The sequence below is a fragment of the Cellulomonas sp. KH9 genome, from assembly GCF_900114185.1.
Lineage (GTDB): Bacteria > Actinomycetota > Actinomycetes > Actinomycetales > Cellulomonadaceae > Cellulomonas.
On record NZ_FOSE01000005.1, the window covers coordinates 319305 to 339041 of the forward strand.

The 19737-nt window shown below is 73.8% G+C and carries 17 protein-coding genes and 1 pseudogene; 12 read left to right on the forward strand and 6 right to left on the reverse strand.

Annotated elements, in window-relative coordinates:
• Positions 1-86: 86 nt before the first annotated feature.
• The gene (locus BMZ16_RS17240; protein ID WP_089802753.1) at positions 87-1082 is read right to left on the reverse strand and encodes an NAD-dependent epimerase/dehydratase family protein; all 996 of its coding nucleotides are present in this window, start codon (positions 1080-1082) and stop codon (positions 87-89) included.
• A 124-nt stretch (positions 1083-1206) separates the two neighbouring features.
• The gene (locus BMZ16_RS17245; protein ID WP_143082881.1) at positions 1207-1794 is read right to left on the reverse strand and encodes a hypothetical protein; all 588 of its coding nucleotides are present in this window, start codon (positions 1792-1794) and stop codon (positions 1207-1209) included.
• 105 nt (positions 1795-1899) lie between these two features.
• Between BMZ16_RS17245 and BMZ16_RS17250 the strand changes: the two genes are divergently transcribed.
• The gene (locus BMZ16_RS17250; RefSeq protein ID WP_089802979.1) at positions 1900-2520 is read left to right on the forward strand and encodes a YigZ family protein; all 621 of its coding nucleotides are present in this window, start codon (positions 1900-1902) and stop codon (positions 2518-2520) included.
• Positions 2521-2543: 23 nt separating this feature from the next.
• Here the strand turns inward: BMZ16_RS17250 and BMZ16_RS17255 are convergent, their stop codons facing one another.
• Complete coding sequence (locus BMZ16_RS17255) at positions 2544-4190, reverse strand: ABC-F family ATP-binding cassette domain-containing protein (RefSeq protein WP_089802757.1); 1647 nt, start codon at positions 4188-4190, stop codon at positions 2544-2546.
• A 400-nt stretch (positions 4191-4590) separates the two neighbouring features.
• Here BMZ16_RS17255 and BMZ16_RS17260 point away from each other — a divergent pair, with 400 nt between their 5' ends.
• Positions 4591-5055 carry a hypothetical protein gene (locus tag BMZ16_RS17260; RefSeq protein WP_089802760.1) on the forward strand — a complete coding sequence of 155 codons (465 nt, stop codon included), beginning with the start codon at positions 4591-4593 and terminating at the stop codon, positions 5053-5055.
• Here the strand turns inward: BMZ16_RS17260 and BMZ16_RS17265 are convergent.
• The gene (locus BMZ16_RS17265) at positions 5042-6076 is read right to left on the reverse strand and encodes a hypothetical protein (protein ID WP_089802762.1); all 1035 of its coding nucleotides are present in this window, start codon (positions 6074-6076) and stop codon (positions 5042-5044) included. The genes BMZ16_RS17260 and BMZ16_RS17265 overlap by 14 nt on opposite strands.
• Positions 6077-6147: 71 nt before the next feature.
• On the opposite strand from BMZ16_RS17265, the gene BMZ16_RS17270 reads away from it, so the two are divergent.
• Positions 6148-6732, forward strand: a complete 585-nt coding sequence (locus tag BMZ16_RS17270) for a TetR/AcrR family transcriptional regulator (RefSeq protein ID WP_089802764.1) — start codon at positions 6148-6150, stop codon at positions 6730-6732.
• Between the two features lie 61 nt (positions 6733-6793).
• Here the strand turns inward: BMZ16_RS17270 and BMZ16_RS17275 are convergent, their stop codons facing one another.
• Positions 6794-7351: a TM2 domain-containing protein gene (locus BMZ16_RS17275; RefSeq protein WP_089802766.1), complete on the reverse strand. Its 558-nt coding sequence runs from the start codon at positions 7349-7351 to the stop codon at positions 6794-6796.
• Between the two features lie 215 nt (positions 7352-7566).
• Between BMZ16_RS17275 and BMZ16_RS17280 the strand changes: the two are divergent.
• The 6 genes and pseudogenes from BMZ16_RS17280 to BMZ16_RS17305 form a co-directional block, all read left to right on the forward strand.
• Positions 7567-7755: pseudogene (locus tag BMZ16_RS17280) on the forward strand (GNAT family N-acetyltransferase); the annotation flags it as partial.
• Between the two features lie 24 nt (positions 7756-7779).
• Positions 7780-8067 (forward strand): hypothetical protein, encoded by a 288-nt coding sequence (locus tag BMZ16_RS17285; RefSeq protein WP_089802768.1) that lies wholly within the window; start codon positions 7780-7782, stop codon positions 8065-8067.
• Positions 8068-8097: 30 nt separating this feature from the next.
• Entirely contained in the window at positions 8098-8691 is a 594-nt protein-coding gene (locus BMZ16_RS17290) for a hypothetical protein (protein ID WP_143082882.1), read from the forward strand.
• Positions 8692-8826: 135 nt separating this feature from the next.
• The gene (locus tag BMZ16_RS17295; protein ID WP_089802772.1) at positions 8827-9438 is read left to right on the forward strand and encodes a hypothetical protein; all 612 of its coding nucleotides are present in this window, start codon (positions 8827-8829) and stop codon (positions 9436-9438) included.
• A gap of 18 nt (positions 9439-9456) precedes the next feature.
• Positions 9457-10434 (forward strand): hypothetical protein, encoded by a 978-nt coding sequence (locus BMZ16_RS17300; RefSeq protein WP_089802774.1) that lies wholly within the window; start codon positions 9457-9459, stop codon positions 10432-10434.
• A gap of 389 nt (positions 10435-10823) precedes the next feature.
• Entirely contained in the window at positions 10824-12647 is a 1824-nt protein-coding gene (locus BMZ16_RS17305; protein WP_089802775.1) for a phosphoenolpyruvate carboxykinase (GTP), read from the forward strand.
• Here BMZ16_RS17305 and BMZ16_RS17310 read toward each other — a convergent pair.
• Positions 12644-14062: an XRE family transcriptional regulator gene (locus BMZ16_RS17310; protein WP_089802776.1), complete on the reverse strand. Its 1419-nt coding sequence runs from the start codon at positions 14060-14062 to the stop codon at positions 12644-12646. The genes BMZ16_RS17305 and BMZ16_RS17310 overlap by 4 nt on opposite strands.
• Before the next feature lie 614 nt (positions 14063-14676).
• Here BMZ16_RS17310 and aceA point away from each other — a divergent pair.
• The 3 genes from aceA (at position 14677) to BMZ16_RS17330 (ending at position 19605) form a co-directional block, all read left to right on the forward strand.
• Positions 14677-16035 (forward strand): isocitrate lyase, encoded by a 1359-nt coding sequence (gene aceA / locus BMZ16_RS17320; protein WP_255366770.1) that lies wholly within the window; start codon positions 14677-14679, stop codon positions 16033-16035.
• A gap of 93 nt (positions 16036-16128) precedes the next feature.
• Positions 16129-17796: a malate synthase A gene (gene aceB, locus BMZ16_RS17325; RefSeq protein ID WP_089802780.1), complete on the forward strand. Its 1668-nt coding sequence runs from the start codon at positions 16129-16131 to the stop codon at positions 17794-17796.
• Between the two features lie 1092 nt (positions 17797-18888).
• The gene (locus BMZ16_RS17330) at positions 18889-19605 is read left to right on the forward strand and encodes an SDR family NAD(P)-dependent oxidoreductase (protein ID WP_255366771.1); all 717 of its coding nucleotides are present in this window, start codon (positions 18889-18891) and stop codon (positions 19603-19605) included.
• The last annotated feature ends 132 nt before the right edge of the window (positions 19606-19737 follow it).

Consider the following 19737-nt stretch of genomic DNA (forward strand, 5'->3'; position numbering starts at 1 on the left):
CGCGTGCCCGGGGCGGCGCACCCACCGGCAGGACGACGAGGCCGGCCGCAGAGGGGTGCGGGCCGGCCTCGCCGTGTCTGGCCCGGTCAGCCGACCGGGGTCGCCACCGGGTGCTCGACGCACCAGCGGAAGGTCTCGCGGACCGCCTCGACGACGTCGTCCGGCTCGATGCCGAGCGCGGAGGCCGTCGGCTCGATGTCGCTCACCGCGGCGCGGTCCTGGAAGCGCATCGAGTCGACCACGTGGATCCCGTGCTCGGTGCCCGCGGCCGCGGCGGCCGCGTCGGCCTGGGCGCCGAACGGCAGCATCGCGTCCAGCGGCACCACGACGACGTCCTGCGGGTCGCGGCCGACCGCCTCGCACGCCAGGCGGTACAGCTCGGCGTACGTCAGGTCGTACCCGTTGATCGCGTAGCGCGCACCGTGCGTGCCGGACTCCATCGCACCGACGGCCGCCTGCGCGACCTGCCGGACGGTGACCGCCGACGTCGAGCCGCCGAGGACCGCCACCGGACCGGCGGCCTGCACCCGGTCGAGGACGAACTGCCACAGGGGCCGGCGCTGCCCCACGAGCCCGAAGATGTACGGCAGACGCAGGACCATCACGTCCATGGCCCCGTCGCCCTCGAGGTACGCGACCTCCTCCTGCGCCAGACGGGTGCGGGGGTAGCCGTTGTGGGTGCGGTACCCCAGGTCGTCGAACCGCTCGGCGAACTCGGCGGTGTAGGAGCCGAACAGCACGAACCGCGTGACACCGGCGCCGCGGGCGACGCGCGCCAGGCGCTGCGTGGGGCGGACGTTGGCCTCGTGGAAGAAGTGCGCGGCGGGGGCGGGCGGGATCGTGCGCTCGTCCGCACCGGCGGCGTACACCACGGCGTCGACGTCGGTGAGCAGCGAGGTCAGCTCGTCGTCCGTCATCGCCGCGACGTCGCCCCACAGCGCCTGCACGCCGTCCGGGAACGTGATGTCGGTCGCCACCGGCGGCAGCGACAGGCTCGTGACGCGGTGCCCGCGGGCGACCAGCTCGAGGACCGTGTGGAAGCCGAGGAGACCGGAGCCTCCGACGACCAGAACGCTGCTCATGACGCACTTCCCTCTCGACGCGGGCCACGTGGCGTGGCCTCGTGCGGAGAGTCTTCGACGTCGTCGCGGTGGGTACCTGGGCCCTGGGTCCCGTCCGGTGCGGCCGCGGGCGTGGCGAGCGGCCTCAGCGCCGCTCGGACGGCTCGGGGATGAACGCGCCCGCCGCTGCCAGCACACCCATGACGACCCCGGTGCGCGTGTGGGGGAACCGCACACCGGCCGCCGCACGCGCCTCACCGCGCCGGTACACCCAGCGCTCGAACGCGACGGGGCCGACCGTCCCGGCCGCCACGAGCACCGCCACGACGCCCAGCGCAGCGGCGCGCTGGGAGGCGCTCGGCCGGCCCGTCACGTCGTCCCCGTCGCCGGGCAGCACGTCGGTGGCGGTCGTCCCGGCGTCGGACGGGTCGCTCACCGCGGCGTCGGGATCGGCGTCCGAGCGCGGGTGGGCGTCGCCCGCACCGTCCCGCGACGAGACGCCGGCGAGAGCCTCTCGCCAGGACGTGCGCTTCGCCTCCCAGTCCGCCCGCGTGGTGGGCATGCCCTCCATCGTGGTCATGCCCAGGCCCAGCAGCGCGGTCTTCAGCCAGAAGCGCGCCGCGCGGGAGCTCACGACGTCCGGCACCGCGTAGTAGGCCGCCGTGGTCAGCCCTGCCACGAGGGCGTCGCGGGCCCGGTTCCGGTCGGTGGTCACGGGAGTCCTGTCGTCCATGCCGCCACGCTAGCCAGCGGCGGTCAGCACCCGCCTCGGTCGTGCGGACGACCCGTGCTCCGTCCCGCGGCGGGTGCTCGTCGGCGTGGCATCGTGGGTGGTGCCATGCCCTCCTACCTGACGATCGCCCGCGACGGCGAGGCGACCCTCGAGATCAAGCGCTCCCGGTTCCTGTGCACGCTGCGCCGGGTCGAGCAGGAGAGCGACGCCCGCGCGCTGGTCGACCAGATGCGCAAGGCCCACTGGGACGCGCGCCACCACTGCTCGGCGTTCGTCATCGGCCCGGACGCGATGCTGCAGCGGTCCTCGGACGACGGCGAGCCGGCAGGGACCGCAGGGGCCCCGATGCTCGAGGTGCTCCGTGGGCACGGCGTCAGCGACGTCGCCGTCGTCGTCACGCGGTGGTTCGGCGGGATCCTGCTGGGCGCGGGCGGGCTGGTGCGCGCGTACTCCGACGCGGTGTCGGCCGGGCTGGCCGAGGTCGGCACGCTCGAGCGTCGGCTGCTCGAGGAGTGGAGCCTGAGCCTCGACCACACCGAGGCGGGGCGCGTCGAGGGCGAGCTGCGCGCCCGGGGCGTCGAGGTGCTGGACACGACGTACGCGCAGGACGTGCGCCTGCTGGTCGGGGTCACCGACCCCCGGGCGCTCGTGACGACGGTCGCGGCCCTCACCTCGGGTCGCGTGGAGCCGGAGCGCGTCGGCGAGCGGTGGGTCGACCTGCGCTGACGCGTCCCGCCGGGCCCGTGGTGTCAGTCCGGCTGCACCTCGGCGACCTGCCCGTCCTCGACGTGCCAGCGCCGGGTGAGGCGCACGGTGTCGAGCATCCGGCGGTCGTGCGTGACCAGCAGGATCGTCCCGTCGAACGACTCCATCGCCTGCTCGAGCTGTTCGATGGCCGGCAGGTCCAGGTGGTTCGTCGGCTCGTCGAGGACCAGCAGGTTGACGCCGCGAGCCTGCAGCGCCGCCAGCGCCGCGCGGGTGCGCTCCCCGGGGGAGAGTGACGCCGCCGGGCGCCCGACCTGGTGCCCGGCGAGGCCGAACTTGGCCAGCAGGGTGCGGACGTCGGCGGTGGTCCAGTCGGGCACCTGCCGGGCGAACGCGTCCCCCACCGGCTCGTCGCCCTCGAACGCGGCGCGCGCCTGGTCGACCTCGCCGACGAGCACGCCGGGGCCGAGCGCCGCGCTGCCCTCGTCGGGGGCGATGCGCCCCAGCAGCAGCGCCAGCAGCGTCGACTTGCCGGAGCCGTTCGGGCCGGTGACCGCGACGCGGTCCTGCCAGTCGAGCTGCAGGTCGACGGGCCCGAGGACGAAGTCGCCGCGCCGGACCACCGCCGCCCGGGCGGTCGCGACGACCGCCCCGGAGCGCGGCGCGGTGGCGATGCTCATGCGCAGCTGCCACTCCTTGCGCGGCTCCTCGACCGTCTCCAGCCGCTCGATCATCCGGTCGGTCTGGCGCGCCTTGGCCGCCTGCTTCTCGGACGTCTCCCCGCGGTGGTGCTTGACGTGCTTGTCGTTGTCGGAGGCCTTGCGCCGCGCGTTGCGCACGCCCTTCTCCATCCACGCGCGCTGCATCCGCGCGCGGCCCGCGAGCGCGTCGCGGCGGCTCGCGTAGTCCTCGTACGCCTCGCGCGCCTGGCGCCGGGCCGTCGAGCGCTCCTCCAGGTACGCGTCGTACGAGCCGCCGTAGGTGGCCACCCGCTGCAGGCTGCGGTCGATCTCGACCACCGTCGTGACGGTGCGGGCCAGGAACTCCCGGTCGTGGCTGACCACGACGATCGGCGCCTGCGCCCGCTCGACGAACTCCTCGAGCCGGTCCAGCCCGTCGGCGTCCAGGTCGTTGGTCGGCTCGTCGAGCAGGTACAGGTCGAAGCGGGACAGCAGCAGCGCCGCCAGGCCGACGCGCGCGGCCTGCCCGCCGGACAGCGCCGTCATCGGCAGGTCCAGGTCGACCGCGAGCCCGAGGTCGTCGGCGACCACGCCCAGCCGGGCGTCGAGGTCGGCGCCGCCGAGCGCCATCCAGCGCTCCAGTGCCTGCGTGAACTCGTCGGCCGCGTCGGGGGCGTCGGCGGCGAGCGCGTCGGAGGCCGCGTCCATCGCCCGCTGCGCCTCGGCGACGCCCGTGCGCCGCTCGAGGAACGTGCGCACGGACTCGTCGGGGTGCCGCTCGACCTCCTGCACGAGGTACCCGACCTGTGCGGTCGGCGGCGAGAGCGCGATCGAGCCCGCCTCGGGGGCGCGCTGACCGGCGAGGATCCGCAGGAGGGTCGTCTTGCCGGCGCCGTTGGGGCCGACGAGCCCGACGACGTCACCGGGCGCGACGACCAGGTCGAGGCCGGAGAACAGCTCGCGGTCACCGAACGCCGCGGCCACGCCCTTGGCCTGGAGGGTGGCACTCATGGGCCCATGATGCCCGGCCCGCGGGTGGATCCCGTCCCTGATATCCGTGGGCGCCGGGCCGTCGTCGATCGGTCTCGGCGCCGCGGCCGGACCTGCCCCCTCAGGTGCAGCACCAGCCACGCATCGACGAGCACCGTGATGACGATCCCGGGGACGACCCACCCCCACATCCAGCCGGGACCGTGGGCGTCGGACCTCGTGCCTGTGCCACGGGACGGGTGGCTGTGGACGGCGTGCGCGGGGGCGGGTCGGGTACCACTACGGTGCCGACGTCCGTTTCGTCCGTTGTGTGAGGGGTGAGCGAGGCGGGCGTGATGCCCACGCGCCAGGAGCTCCTCGACGAGGCGACCCGGATCGATGACATGCTCGGCCACCTGTTCCGACCGAGGGAGCGCTGACGATGTACTGGCTTCACCCCGCTGTCGAGGGCGACCTCGGTCCCGGAGTCGACTACGACATCACCCGCGACCCCCAGCTGCTCGGTGAGCTCGCCTACGAGTTCGACGACTGGGGAGGTGACGACATCGTCCAGACGTCGGGGTACTGGCTCGTGAGCGACAGGCTCGCGCAGGCGCTGTCGACGTCCGCACTGACCGGGTGGGAGCTCGCACCGGTGCGCGTCAGCACCTCCGACGTGTTCGACCAGCTGCATCCCGACGGGCTGGACATGCCGACGTGGCACCGTCTGGTGCCCGTCGGCACGCCCACCGACGACTTCACGCTCGTGCGCAGGGTGTACCTGTGCGTGAGCGAGCGCGCACTGGCGTTCCTGCGGGGCTTCGACCTCACCCACGCCCGGATCAGGGACGAGTCCGAGATCCCGCCGATCAGGGACGCGGGCGGGCACCCGGTCAACGGATCCTGAAGATCTCGACCACGTGCGGGGCGTCCACCAGGGTGTGCGGCGCGAGCGCGTGGTACGCCCACAGGTGCACCCACGCGTTCCCCGTCCGGACGGTGAGCAGGGTCTTCATCATCCCGGGGGCGAGGTAGACGAAGAACAGGAAGACGACCGACAGCACCGCGTCGGTGGGCGTCGTGAGGACCGTCCACGCGTCCCAGGCGTGCAGCGCCGTGTAGAGGACGCCGCCGAGGACCACCGTGGCGGGCGCCGATCCGGTGAGCCGGAGCAGCCGCGGCACGAGCAGCGCGTGGACCAGCACCATGATCGGCAGGCCGGTCCCGGCGAGGTAGAGCAGGAACGTCACCGGGACGCCGACGACGTACTGGTGCGTCGACAGCCGGCCGACCACCGTGGCGAGGGTCGCCATCTGGATCGCGGACTCCGCGACGAGGACGACGAGGATGAGGCGCACGTCGCCGCGGCGGTCGGTGGAGACCAGGTTCAGCTGCGCGGCCGAGTACCGGCGGCGGAAGACGGCGAGCGGCACGAGCGCGTAGACGACGAGGTTGTAGCCGGCCCAGGTGACGGCCTCGGCCGGGGCGACGTGGTCGTGCGTCCCGACGACGGACCCGGCGAGGTGCAGGCCGATCGGGTGCCACCCCAGGAGCCGGCCCAGCACGAACCCGCCGAGCAGGCCGAGCGCCGCCCAGGCCAGGAGCAGGACGGTCTCGCGACGCGCTGTCGCGAGGTCCGGCGCGCGGGCGGCGACGTCGGGCCGCGCGCGCCGGCGGGTCAGCAGGCACGTCAGCGCCATGAGCGCCAGCACGCCCAGGAGGGCGACGTCGGCGCCGACGAGCTGGTCGACGGCCGAGCCGGGCAGCCCGGGCCAGTCGAACGGGAGGGTCCGTCCGGCCAGCAGCAGCACGACGACGTTGCCCGCCAGCCAGAGCGCTGCGGTGACCTGCACGCTGCGGTGCCGGGTGAGCCACCGGACGGTGGCCCACGGGCCGAGCGCGGTGCGTGGGGTGGTCGTCGTGGCCATCACGGGCCCCCGATCTAGTACGACCGTGCTAGTTCCGCCAGACATTAGCACGGCTGTGCTATAACGACGAGGTGCCCCGACTCCTGGACGCCGACGCCCGACGCCGCGACATCGCGGACGCGACCTGGCGGGTGATCCGCCGCGACGGGCTGGAGAACGCTTCGGTGCGCAACGTCGCTGCCGAGGCCGGGCTGTCGGCCGGGTCGCTGCGCCACATGTTCGCCACGCAGGGCGAGCTGCTCGTGTTCGCCATGGCGCAGGTCGTCGAGCGGGTCACCGCCCGCCTGGCAGCGCAGGACGCGACGGGTGACCCGCTCGACGCGGCCGAGCGGCACCTGCTCGAGCTGCTCCCCCTCGACGACGAGCGCCGCGCCGAGAACGAGGTCTGGACGGCGTTCACCGCCCGCGCGCTGGTCGACCCGTCGCTGCGCGCGTGCGCCGAGGAGAACCACGACCTGGTCCGCGCCGGGTGCCGGCACTGGGTCGAGGCGATCGCCGCCGGACGGGTGGACGTGGACCTGGAGGCGGACCGGCTGCACGCGGTGATCGACGGTCTCGCGGTGCACGCGGCCGTCCGGCCGGGCGGTGTCACGGGCGAGCGGTGCCGCGCCGTGCTCCGTCGGCACCTCGAGACGCTCGCCGCGACGCCGGGCTGACGCGGCGGCGGCAGGGTCGAGCACGGGACCGACGGGTCCGGTCCGGTGCCGCCTCGCTGCCTCAGCCGCTCAGCGGCCGACCCCAGGCGTCGTGCGCGAACCGGCCGCGCCGCGCGCACAGCACCAGCAGCCCCTCGGTGAACCCCCACAGGCCCATCACGAGGGTGGCCAGACCGAGCGTGAGGACCCCGCCGACGACCGCGGTCGCCAGCATGAGCAGACCGCGGCGCCGGTGGCCCAGGTAGACCGCGTGCAGGCCCGTCGCGCCGAGCAGGACGCCGAGCAGCCCGGCGACCACCCGCGAGCGCGGCCATGGATGCCCCGGCAGGACGTGCCCGCGCAGGACGGCCGGCCGCGAGCGCGCCACCGGGCCCGCGTCCGTCACCGGGCCTGCGGCGACGGACGTCCGCGGTGCGAACAGCTGCCGGACGAGCGCGCCCCAGCGACGCGGCGTCACGGCGGGCTGCGGCACGTCGTCCTCGACGTCCGGCACCGGCCCCGGCGGGTAGCGCACGGTGGTGGACAGGGGCTGGAACAGCGGGGGCGGCGGCCCGGCGGGGCGGCGCGTCACGACGGGACGCTCGAGGTCCTCCTCGAGGTCGAGGTCCAGGTCGGTCACGAGCGCTCCCCCCGGGTCGGCGCAGCGGGTCCTGTCGACGGTACCCGCGTCGGCGCCGGGAGGGAACGGGGCGGCCGGGTGCTCCGCGGCGCGCCGCAGGGCACGTCCGCCATGATGGCGCCGTGCCCCCGACCGCCGTCACCCGTCCGATCGACCTCGACGACGCACCGGCGCTCGTGGACCTGCTGCGCGTCGACCGGGAGCTCCTCGACGTCGCGTTCCGTGACCTCGGCCTGCACCGCGTGCAGGCCGAGACGCTCCTGCACAACGTGGCGTCGCAGCGGGTGCTCGCCCGCAACGGCTTCGTCCGCTACGGCACCGCACCGCAGTACCTGAGGATCGCGGGCCGCTGGCAGGACCACGCCATGTTCCAGGCGCTCGACCCGGCCGCCGCGGATCGCTGATCCTCGTCCTGGCCGGTCCCCGCCGTGCGCGCCGCCCTGCACGCGGCCGACGACGACGACATCCTCGGCCTCCTGGCGGCGGCCGGCGAGGAGGTCGTCGCCACCGGTGAGCGGCAGTGGCTCGGGTCGCTCGGCATCACGCCCACGTTCTGGTCGCGGATCGACGACCGACGCCGCCCGGGCGACACGATCGCCCTCGCCGCGCCCCGAACGGGCGAGGTGCGGGCGCGGAAGGCTCGGCCGTCGCCGTGCACGCGGCTGCGCCGTACGGATGACCACGGTCCTGAGCTGCCCGTCGGGTGCCGCTGCTGACCGGACGTGGACGACCCGACGGAGGACGACGTGGACGAGTACAGGGCCCGGGACATCATCGCGACGATCGACGAGGCCATCTCCGCGTGGACGCTGCACGTCGGCACCGTGCCCGACGAGTTCACGATCGGCGCGCTCGCCCAGCACGCGGACCGCCTGGCCCGGGCCGCGTCCCGCCTCACGACCCTGGCGATCACACGCCCCGACCTCACCGTCGGTCAGCTGTTCCCGCGCAGCGCGGTCGACGTCGCCGAGCTCGAGGAGATCCGCGCGCTCTCGGCCGCCGAGCTCGCGGTGCTCACGGAACCGCCGCCGACCGTCACGCTGACGGTCCGGGCCGGCCAGACCCCGCTGCTCGACGAGTTCGACCATCACGTCCGCGGTGCCGTCTGCCCGGTGCGGGTCGCGCAGGACGGCACGCAGACCCTGGACCTCACGGACATCCTCATCGAGGCGCTCCACTTCGACCCCGAGGCGGAGGAGCGGGCGGCGCTGGCGCAGCTGGCCGCCGCCGAGGACCGTGACCCCTACCTCGAGGACGACGAGGACCTCGACGAGGACGGTGGGTACGACGCACGCCTGCGGGCGACCTACGACGAGCTCCGTCGTCGCCTGCAGGGGTGACCGGGGGTCGCCGTGTGACGCGATGAGCACGGCACGGTGGGGCAGGAGCCGGGTCGCCCACCAGGGTCCGCGCTCGCGTCGTGTCCCTTTTCGTCCGATACCGTGCCCGCAGTCGTCCCCCGCCGAGGAGCACCCGTGACCGCGCGCACCCTTCTGCCCGTCCTGACCGTCGGCGCCCTGCTGCTGGCCGGGTGCACCACCGAGGCGGCGGAACCCGCCGGTCTGACCGCGTCGCCCACGGCGACCTCCTCGCCGACGCCCGAGCCGACACCGTCCCCGACACCGACCGACGGCATCCAGGTCCATGACGACCCCGAGCTGGGGATCGTCTTCGAGGACGTGCCGGACCTGACCGGGGACGAGGCTGACGTCTACAACTGGATCGCGACGTACCAGAAGGCGTACTGGCAGACGTTGCGCACCAACGAGGTCAGCGACATCTTCGCCACCTTCACCTCGTCCGAGATCCAGGACACCATGGCGAGGATCCCCGCCAACAACTCCTCGAGCAACGCGACGATCGCCGGTACGTTCCGCACCCGGATCAGCGACATCGTCGTCGCCGGCGACACCGCGACGGGCGTCAAGTGCGACGACCTGGGTGAGGCGACGTTCACCAATGACACGGGCACGTTCACGGCCGAGGACGTCGGTAAGGACGTCGCGCAACGGAACAAGCTCGAGCTGATCCGCGTCGACGGCGGGATCTGGTACGTCAACCGCCTGGTCGGTGACGGCACGTGCTGAGGTCTCGCCCTGACCGCCGTGGCACTCGCAGGGCTGGGCGCGCTGACGGCCGCGGCACCGGTCCCCGGCTTCGACACCGAACAGCGCCCCGACAGCGCCCCCACGCAGTCGGTGGGTGCGGTCGCCGGGCCTGACGGCCTGGAGGCGACGGTGACGTCGACGTCGCAGGTCGGTGGGACGGTCCCGTTCCAGCGCACGGTGCACATGCGGGTCCCCGCGATGTGCTGGATGACCGCCGGGCCGAGCGGTGCGGAGTACGCCGCGAACTGGGGTGAGGGCGGCACGTTCTTCGAGGCCAACGGCGGGTCCGGCGGGTACGCCTACATCCGCAGCGTGTACCCGGACTTCGAGCAGTACGCCGACAAGGACGGCAGCTGGTACACCACCCGGTGCCGCACCGACGCCCCACCCACCCTGGTCGTCGAGTACCTGCGTGCCCACCCGCCGCGGTTCGTCGAGACCGGCACCCCCGCCCCGCAACCCGAACCCGACGTCGACCCTCGTGTGCTGGTGCAGGCCGCCCGCGACGCGGTGGTCCTGCCCACCGGGCAGATCCGCTGGAACCCCAGCGTCACCGGTTCGGGTGCCACGGTGGTCAACCTGCCCACCTTCGTGTGGGTGGAGGGCAGCACCACCGCGGTGCAGGTCCGCGCCGAGATCCCCACCACCGGCACCTGGGCGCAGATCGACGCGACCCTGGGCGGGCTGGACCTGGCCGCCGAGGGCGCCGACCCGACGACCTGTGCGGACAACGGCACGCCGTACACCCCGGGCATGACCAGCTCGTCGTGCGCGATCCAGTTCACCCGCTCCACCGCCGGGCGCCCGGTCAAGGCCGGGCAGACCCTGCCGACCACGACCCTGACCGCCACCGCCCGGTGGGCCGCGACCTGGACCTCCTCGCTGGGCACCGACCCCCAGCCCCTCGACGTCCCGGCCACGACCACCACGGCGGAGGTCCCCGTCGCCGAGATCCAGACCATCGTCACCCGCTGACCTCAGACCTCGACCCGAGCCCGGCGACAGGTCAGTCGGCGTGGACCAGCCGCGCGACGGCGTCGAGGGCCGGCACGACGTCCTGGGTCACCCCTGGAGTCCTCGTGGTGCTCTCCTTCGTTCGTGTGCGCGGCTGAGGCGTGCGTGCGGGAGCACTTCCGTCTCGAGCAGGTCCGCACGACCGCCGTCAGGACCGGCTCCGCGCGGCCTGGGCGCGACCCGCCGCGACCTCTTCCGTCGCCAGGAAGATCCTCCGAACTTCTCCCCGCGCGCGACTCGCCGCGGCGCTCGTGCAGGTCCACGGTGGAGATGCGGCTCCGGTGCGGTGCCGCAGGTGCACGGACCACGCGCCACGGCGGTGACGCCGTGCCGCACGGGAGGGACGGACGATGACGACGCTCGACACCCCGGCCACGGCGACCGGCGCTCCGACGACCCACGCGGACCTGCGCGCCTGGGTCGCGGCGACGGCGGAGCTGACGCAGCCCGACGAGGTCGTCTGGTGCGACGGTTCGCCCGAGGAGTACGCGCGGCTGTGCGAGCTGCTCGTCGCCCAGGGCACGTTCGTGCGGCTGGACCCGCAGCGGCGCCCCCGCAGCTTCCTGGCGCGCTCGGCGCCGGACGACGTGGCGCGCGTCGAGAGCCGTACCTTCATCTGCTCGCAGCGCGAGGCGGACGCCGGCCCGACGAACAACTGGTGCGACCCCGCCGCGATGCGGGCCGAGCTGCGCGGCGTCTTCGCCGGCTCGATGCGCGGCCGGACGATGTACGTCGTGCCGTTCGCGATGGGTGCGGTCGGCTCACCGCTCGCCGAGTACGGCGTCGAGCTGACCGACTCCCCGTACGTCGTCGTGAGCATGCACCTGATGACGCGCGTGGGGACGGCCGTGCTCGAGCACCTCGGCGACGACGGCGCGTTCGTCCCCGCCGTCCACAGCGTCGGCGCCCCCCTCGCACCGGGCGACGACGACGTGCCCTGGCCGTGCAACCCGACCAAGTACGTCGTGCACTTCCCCGAGTCCCGCGAGATCTGGTCGTACGGGTCCGGGTACGGCGGCAACGCGCTGCTGGGCAAGAAGTGCTTCGCCCTGCGGATCGCGTCGGTGATGGGACGCGACGCGGGCTGGCTCGCCGAGCACATGCTGCTGCTGCGGCTCACGTCGCCGCAGGGGCGGGCGTTCCACGTCGCCGCGGCCTTCCCGTCGGCGTGCGGCAAGACGAACCTGGCGATGCTCAGCCCGACGCTGCCGGGCTGGACCGCGCAGACGATCGGCGACGACATCGCGTGGATGCGGCCAGGGCCCGACGGGCGGCTGCGGGCCATCAACCCCGAGGCCGGGTTCTTCGGCGTCGCCCCGGGCACGGGCCCGCGCACCAACCCGGCCGCGGTCGCGATGGTCGCGAGCGACACGATCTTCACGAACGTCGCGCTGACCGACGACGGCGACGTGTGGTGGGAGGGGCTGACGCCCGAGCCGCCGGCCCACCTGGTCGACTGGCGGGGCCAGGACTGGACGCCCGACGCGGGCCGCCCCGCCGCCCACCCGAACTCCCGGTTCACGGTGCGCGCGGACCGCTGCCCGACGATCGCCCCGGACTGGGACGACCCGCAGGGCGTGCCCGTCGACGCGATCCTGTTCGGTGGCCGACGCCCGTCGACCGTGCCCCTGGTGGTGCAGGCGCGCGACTGGGCGCACGGCGTGCTGCTGGGCGCCACGGTGTCCTCCGAGCAGACCGCGGCCGCCGAGGGCACGGTCGGTGAGCTGCGGCGCGACCCGTTCGCCATGCTGCCGTTCTGCGGGTACCACGTGGCCGACCACTGGGCGCACTGGCTGCGCGTCGGCGAGCGGCTGGGGGCCGGCGCGCCCGCGGTGTTCTGCGTCAACTGGTTCCGCACCGACGCCGACGGGCGCTACCTGTGGCCGGGTTTCGGGGACAACGTCCGCGTGCTGGCGTGGGCGCTGGGGCGGCTCGACGGGTCGTCGGCCGCGGTCGAGACCCCCGTCGGCCTGGTGCCCGCACCGGGGGCGCTCGACGTCACCGGCACGGACGTCGGCGACGACGAGCTCGCGGCGCTGCTGGACGTGCCGACGGATGCGTGGCGCGAGGAGGTGGCGCGCACCGCCGCCTGGTTCGACGAGGTGGGCGAGCGCGTGCCGGCCGCGGTGCGGGCCGCGCTGGCGGACGTCGAGCAGCGCCTCGGGCGGGCCTAGGACGTCCGAGGCGCGTGCCGCTCGAGGAACTCGTAGACCTCGGTCTGGTCCACGCCGGGGAACACGCCCACCGGCAGCGCGGCCAGCAGCGACGCGTGCGGCCGCGCGCTCGGGAACGCCTGGTCCTCCCAGCGGCTCGCGAGCGCGCGGGGCGCCTCCCGGCAGCACGACGCGTCCGGGCAGCGCGACGCCGAGCGCTCCGTCGTCTCGCGTCCCCGGAACCAGCGGACGTGCGCGAAGGGCGTCCCGACGCTCACGGAGAACGCGCCCTGGGAGGACCCCTGCACGCGCGACGTGCACCAGAAGGTGCCCGACGACGTGTCCGTGTACTGGTAGTACGGGCTGAACCGGTCCTCGAGCGTGAACACCACCCGCGCCGTCCACTGCCGGCACACCGGCTGCCCCTCGATCGCCCCCAGCGGGTCCGACGGGAACACGACGCCGTCGTTCTCGTACGCCTTGTGCAGCGTGCCCCCCTCGTGGACCTTCATGAAGTGCACCGGGATCTGCAGGTGCCGCGTCGCGAGGTTGGTGAACCGGTGCGCGGCCGTCTCGTACGGCACGGCGTAGGTGTCGCGCAGGTCCTCGACGGACAGCCGCCGCTCGGCCTTGGCGTCGCCGAGGAACGCCACGGCCGACGCCTCGGGGATCATCAGCGCCGCGGCCAGGTAGTTCGCCTCCACCCGCTGGCGCAGGAAGTCCGCGTAGTCGACGGGCTCGGAGTGCCCCAGCACGTGGGACGCGACCGCCTGCAGCAGCGGCGAGCGCGAGTCGTTGTGCGCGGCACCGGTCTGCGGCAGGTAGATGCGCCCGTGCGCGTGGTCCGTGACCGTGCGGGTCGAGTGCGGCAGGTCCGCGACGTAGTGCAGCGTGAAGCCCAGGTGCGCCGCGATCTCCGCGGTCGCGCGCTGCGACAGCGGGCCACCGTGGTGCCCGACGGCGTCGAGCAGGGTCCGCGCGTGCTCCTCGAGCTCGGGGAAGTAGTTGTCCTGCGCGCGCATCCGGGACCGCAGCTCGGCGTTCGCGCGCCGCGCCTCCTCGGGGGTCGCCGCGTTCTCCGTCAGCAGCCGCTGCACCTGGCCCTGCAGCGCGACGAGCGCCTCGAGCGCGTCGGACGGCAGCGAGCGACCCACCTTCACCGTCGGCATGCCGAGGCTGGCGAACAGCGGGCCGCGCTGCGCCCGCTCCAGCTCCACCTCCAGGGCGGCGCGGCGCGTCGGGGGCTCGGGGCTGAGCAGGTCGCGCAGCGGGACGCCCAGCGCGTCGGCCACCTGCGCCAGCAGCGACAGCTTGGGTTCGCGGTGCCCGTTCTCCAGCATCGACACCTGCGACGGCGCCCGCCCGATCGCGCGCCCGAGGTCGTCGAGCGTCATGCCCCGCGCGGTGCGCAGGTGGCGCACGAGCCGGCCGAGCACGAGCGTGTCGACCGCGGCACCACCGACCGCGTCGCCGCCTGCGGGCCCGCGGGAGTACGACCCTCCCCCGGCGTCGGCCCCCCTCCCGCGAGAGGTCGATCCAGCCCCGCCCGCGCCCCCGGACCCGACCCCGCGCCCGCGAGACGCCGATCCAGCACCGCCCGCAGCCCCAGCCTCGACCCCCCGCCCGCGAGAGGTCGATCCAGCCCTCGACGCCGCGCCCGGCGCGACGCGGCCGGCGGGGTCGGTGGCACGTCGGGGGTCCGGGGTCCGGGGTGTCGTCGTCGTCACGTGACCAGCGTCACACCGCGGGAACGGTCCCGTCCAGGAGAAGGAGCCGGATCCTTCCCCGCACGATCGCCTGACGTGGGCGGATGTCCCGATCTTCCGCGGCAGACCGGGCGATGCGTCGGGAAGAACCGTCGTCCTTCACGGCGGACGGTTTGATCCACGCCACGATCGGCGCCTGTTGCGCCCCGCGGAAGAGTCCCCGATCTTCCGCTGCCGCGACCACCCCGCCGCCCTCGTCGAGCAGGCACGTTGGTCGTGGGACGCCGACCGGCTCCCCCACCGAACGCCCTCCGGGGCGACGTACCGACGCGAGAGGCACGACGATGACCGCTCCCACCACCCCGCTGGACGACCTGCAGGCCCCCACCGCCGCCGTCGCGGGTGCGGTCGACGTCCGTCCCGGCGCGCAGACCCGCACCGCCGAGGACCTCGAGCACGAGTGGCGCACCGACCCGCGCTGGGCCGGCATCGAGCGGCGGCACACCGGCGCCGACGTCGTGCGGCTGCGCGGCTCGGTCCGGGAGGATCCCACCCTGGCGCGGCGCGGCGCCGAGCGGCTGTGGGAGCTGCTGCACACCCGCACGCACGTGCCGGCGCTCGGCGCGCTGACGGGCAACCAGGCGGTCCAGCAGGTCCGCGCGGGGCTCGAGGCGATCTACCTGTCCGGCTGGCAGGTCGCCGCCGACGCGAACCTGTCGGGCCAGACGTACCCCGACCAGTCGCTCTACCCGGCCAACTCCGTGCCGGCCGTCGTGCGGCGCATCAACAACGCGCTGCTGCGGGCGGACCAGATCGACGTCGCCGAGAACGGCGCCCCGACGCGCGACTGGCTCGCGCCGATCGTCGCCGACGCCGAGGCCGGGTTCGGCGGCCCGCTCAACGCCTACGAGCTCATGCACGCGATGATCGCCGCCGGCGCCGCCGGCGTGCACTGGGAGGACCAGCTCGCCGCGGAGAAGAAGTGCGGCCACCTGGGCGGCAAGGTCCTGGTCCCGACGTCGCAGCACGTGCGCACGCTGTCCGCAGCACGGCTCGCGGCCGACGTGGCCGGGGCGCCGACCGTGATCGTGGCGCGCACCGACTCGCTCGGTGCGGACCTGCTGACGTCCGACGTCGACGAGCGCGACCAGGAGTTCCTCACCGGCGAGCGCACCGCCGAGGGCTACTTCCGGGTCCGCCCGGGCCTCGACGCCGTCGTCGCGCGGGCCCAGGCGTACGCGCCGCACGCCGACCTCATCTGGGTCGAGACGTCGACGCCGGACGTCCCGCTGGCCGTCGAGTTCGCCGAGCGGATCCACGAGACGTTCCCCGGCAAGCTCCTCGCCTACAACTGCTCGCCGTCGTTCAACTGGCGCGCGCACCTCGACGACGCGCAGATCGCACGCTTCCAGCGCGAGCTGGCGGGCCACGGGTACGCGTTCCAGTTCATCACCCTCGCCGGCTTCCACGCCCTCAACGAGTCGATGTTCACGCTCGCCCGGGGCTACGCCGAGCGCGGCATGAGCGCCTACGTCGACCTGCAGACCGCCGAGCTCGCCGCCGAGGCCGACGGCTACACCGCGACCCGCCACCAGCGGGAGGTCGGCACGGGCTACTTCGACCAGGTCGCCACCGCGATCAGCCCCGACAGCGCCACCCTCGCGCTGGCCGGCTCCACCGAGACGGCCCAGTTCCACCACTGACCGTCGGGCCGGACCGACCTCTCGCGAGAGGTCGTTCGGGCCCTCTCCTCCCGCGGGACCACCTCGTCGCTGATCACGAACCAGGAGAACGTCATGACCCTCACCGACACGTCGCCCCGTGCGGCGGGCCCGAGCTCGCCGTTCGCGCACCCCCGGCTGACCGTGACCGGGCCCTCCGTCGAGGGCACCGACCTGGTGCTGTCGCCCGAGGCGCTGGACTTCCTCACCGCCCTCCACGAGCGCTTCTCAGGGGGACGCCAGGAGCTGCTGCTCGCCCGGCAGCGGCGGCGGGAGCGGTTCGCCAACGGCGCGGACCCCGGCTTCCTGCCGCTGACGGCGCACATCCGCGCCGACCGGACGTGGCGCGTCGCCGGCCCGGGGCCGGGCCTGGAGGACCGCCGCGTCGAGATCACCGGCCCGACCGACCGCAAGATGACGGTCAACGCGCTGAACTCGGGCGCGAAGGTGTGGCTCGCGGACCACGAGGACGCCATGAGCCCCACGTGGGCGAACGCGATCAGCGGCCAGGTGAACCTGTACGACGCGATCCGCGGGCGGGTCGACTTCACGAGCCCCGAGGGCAAGGAGTACACGGTCGGGGCGACGACGCCGACCATCGTCTTCCGGCCGCGCGGCTGGCACCTCACCGAGAAGCACGTGCAGCTCACCGACCGTGCCGGCCAGTCGTGCGCGGCGTCCGCGTCGCTGTTCGACGCCGGGCTCTACCTGTTCCACAACGCGCAGACGCTGATCGACGCGGGCCGCGGGCCGTACCTGTACCTGCCGAAGATCGAGGGCCACCTCGAGGCGCGCCTGTGGGACGACGTCTTCCGCTTCACCGAGACGTACCTGGGCCTGCGGCACGGCACGATCCGCGCGACCGTGCTCATCGAGACGATCACGGCCGCGTTCGAGATGGAGGAGATCCTCTACGAGCTGCGCGACCACTGCGCGGGCCTGAACGCCGGACGCTGGGACTACATCTTCAGCATCATCAAGAGCTTCCGTGCCCGCGGACCGCGGTTCGTCCTGCCGGACCGCGGGCGCGTGACGATGACGGTCCCGTTCATGACCGCGTACACCGAGCTGCTCGTCGCGACGTGCCACCGCCGCGGTGCGCAGGCCATCGGCGGCATGAGCGCGTTCATCCCGAACCGCCGCGAGCCCGACGTGACGGCCCGCGCCCTCGAGCAGGTGCGCGCCGACAAGGAGCGCGAGGCCGGCCAGGGCTACGACGGCACGTGGGTCGCCCACCCCGACCTGGTGCCCGTGGCGCGCGAGGTCTTCGACGCCGCCCTGGGCGACCGCACCGACCAGCGCCACCGCCTGCGCGAGGACGTGCAGGTCACCGCGGCGAACCTGCTCGACATCCCGTCGGCGGGCGGCTCGCAGCCGGGCGCGGTGACCGACGCGGGCCTGCGGCAGAACGTGTCGGTCGCCGTGCGGTACCTCGAGGCGTGGCTGCGCGGGCTCGGCGCCGTCGCCATCGACGACCTCATGGAGGACGCCGCGACGGCGGAGATCTCCCGCTCGCAGGTGTGGCAGTGGGTGCACCAGGGCACGACGACCGCCGAGGGCACGGTGATCGACGCGGCGACCGTCCGTGAGGTGCTCGCGGGCGTCCTCACGGACGTCGAGCGCCGCGAGGGCGACCGCTTCGACGACGCCGCCGCGCTGTTCGGCGAGGTCGCCCTGGCGGACGACTTCCCGACCTTCCTCACCATCCCCGCCTACACCCGGCACCTGGTGACACGGGCCTGACGAGCGGGGCAGGCCTCACGAGCCCGACGGGCGGGGCAGCCTGAGGCGCCTCCGGTGGTGGAGCGGTGGACCCGCTTCACCACCGGGGCCCCTCGATCACGACGTCGCACGTCGGGCGGCCCTCCGGGAGGCCCGGGAGGTACATGCCGCGGTCGCGTTCAGCACCGCGATGAGCCCGCGCACCCCGGCAGGACGAGATCGAGCCGGCAGCTTCTGCTTCCGGGGGCGGACGACGACAGGTGAGCCCGCAGCGTGCGATCACCCGCGCTCAACCTCGGCTGCCGATCGGTGGCCGTCGGCCGGGCCGGGGCTCACTGCTCGCCCCGCATCCAGTCGACGACGTCCATGAACGTCGCGGCGCGCGACGGGCGCCCGCGCCGGGTCGCCCCGCCCTAGCGATCGCGCCATATGCCGTGGGGCCCGGGCCCCTGCGCTCCCAGGGCGTCCACCCGGACCATCCCCGAATCTGCGACACCGAGCCCGCGGAACTCCAGCGCACCCCACGAGCTTGCAGCCCGCATCTCGGCGTTTAGGTATAGCTGACCCCTCGCTGCCCCCCTCGCTGCCCGAATCCAGTCCTCACTCGACCGCCACGCGGGTTCACCCGGACGGGCGATGTCGGCCCGGTGGCCGTCTTGACCTGCGGGCTGTCGACGAGCCCATCGCGCCTGGAGAGTGCCCTCGCCAGCTCGTTGCCACAGCCGGGTACCCCCTGGTCGATGGGCCCGATCACACAGCGAAGTCGGCCGATGGGGCTCCGGAAGCCTTGCTTCCGGGACTGGAGTCATCGAGGCGAAACACCTAGTCAGCGCACATTATCTGCGTCGCGCCACAACACGGTTCGACGCGCCTGCAGGTGGCTCTGGATCGGGCCGCCTACCGCACGCCGTGGTTGCTTGCAAGTCGGGAAGAGATGTATCCGTTATCGCACTGTGATGATCACTGCAACAGGGTTGCGAACCCTGCAACCAGCCCTCTACGTTCGACCACCGGGGCAGGCGATCACAGCACGGGTCTGCTCCGCGTCCACACCGTGACGACGAGAGGAACGACCTAGTGCCAGCGCAGTTCGGACCGAAAGAACCTCGCACCGTGCTCGTTACGGGAGGGGGCACGGGCATGGGCCGAGCCATTGCGCGGCGATTTCTCACAGAGGGGGCAGAGACCTACATCCTTGGTCGCCGCCCGGACGTCTTGGCGCGCGCCGTCGAGGAGAGCGCCTCCGGGTCGATGCACGCGATCCCGGTCGACCTCACCGATTCTGCGGGGGTCCTGGGCGTGGTCGAGACCCTCGCTGGGCGTGAGATCGACGTGCTCGTCAATAACGCCGGAGGTGTCGGCGGGCCGGCCGGCGGAGGACTCGAAGCCACCTTCGACAGGTTTCGCGGCCTGCTCGAACAGAACCTCCTGTCCGCGATGATGTTGACCGAAGCGCTGTGGCCCTCCCTGTCGCGGCCGGGTGGACGCATCGTCAACATCAGTTCGATTGCAGGTCAGCGAGGCGGCGGCGGCGCCTACGGTGCCGCGAAGGCCGGACTCGTGGCGTGGAGCCTCGAGCTCGCGGCGCGCGGCGGGCCGCACGGGATCACCGTCAACGCCGTGGCCCCCGGCTACGTCCAGGACACCGAGTTCTTCGACGAGTCCGGACGCTCGGCGCGTCACGACAACCTGGTGGCACAGACCCTCGTCGGACGCGCCGGGACCCCGGACGACATCGCCGGGGCGGTGGCCTTCCTCGCGTCGGACGACGCGTCGTGGGTGACCGGGCAGGTGCTGAGCGTCAATGGCGGCGCACTCCTGGGTCGGTGACCCGGATGGACCAGATCGCGACCGCGACAAGACCCCCCCCGCATTCTGTACCTGTTCCCGGACAGAGCCAGCTCGGCGTCCCGGCTCTGGGAGGAACGCTCGTTCTGGCCAGCTTATCGAGATGTCGCGCTG

Coding starts and splice junctions, on each gene's coding strand:
- BMZ16_RS17305 (WP_089802775.1), top strand. CDS start 10,824: ATGACGACGCTCGACACCCCGGCCACGGCGACCGGCGCTCCGACGACC.
- BMZ16_RS17250 (WP_089802979.1), top strand. CDS start 1,900: ATGCCCTCCTACCTGACGATCGCCCGCGACGGCGAGGCGACCCTCGAG.
- BMZ16_RS17255 (WP_089802757.1), bottom strand. CDS start 4,190: ATGAGTGCCACCCTCCAGGCCAAGGGCGTGGCCGCGGCGTTCGGTGAC.
- BMZ16_RS17240 (WP_089802753.1), bottom strand. CDS start 1,082: ATGAGCAGCGTTCTGGTCGTCGGAGGCTCCGGTCTCCTCGGCTTCCAC.
- aceA (WP_255366770.1), top strand. CDS start 14,677: ATGACCGCTCCCACCACCCCGCTGGACGACCTGCAGGCCCCCACCGCC.
- BMZ16_RS17265 (WP_089802762.1), bottom strand. CDS start 6,076: ATGGCCACGACGACCACCCCACGCACCGCGCTCGGCCCGTGGGCCACC.
- BMZ16_RS17260 (WP_089802760.1), top strand. CDS start 4,591: ATGTACTGGCTTCACCCCGCTGTCGAGGGCGACCTCGGTCCCGGAGTC.
- BMZ16_RS17245 (WP_143082881.1), bottom strand. CDS start 1,794: ATGGACGACAGGACTCCCGTGACCACCGACCGGAACCGGGCCCGCGAC.
- aceB (WP_089802780.1), top strand. CDS start 16,129: ATGACCCTCACCGACACGTCGCCCCGTGCGGCGGGCCCGAGCTCGCCG.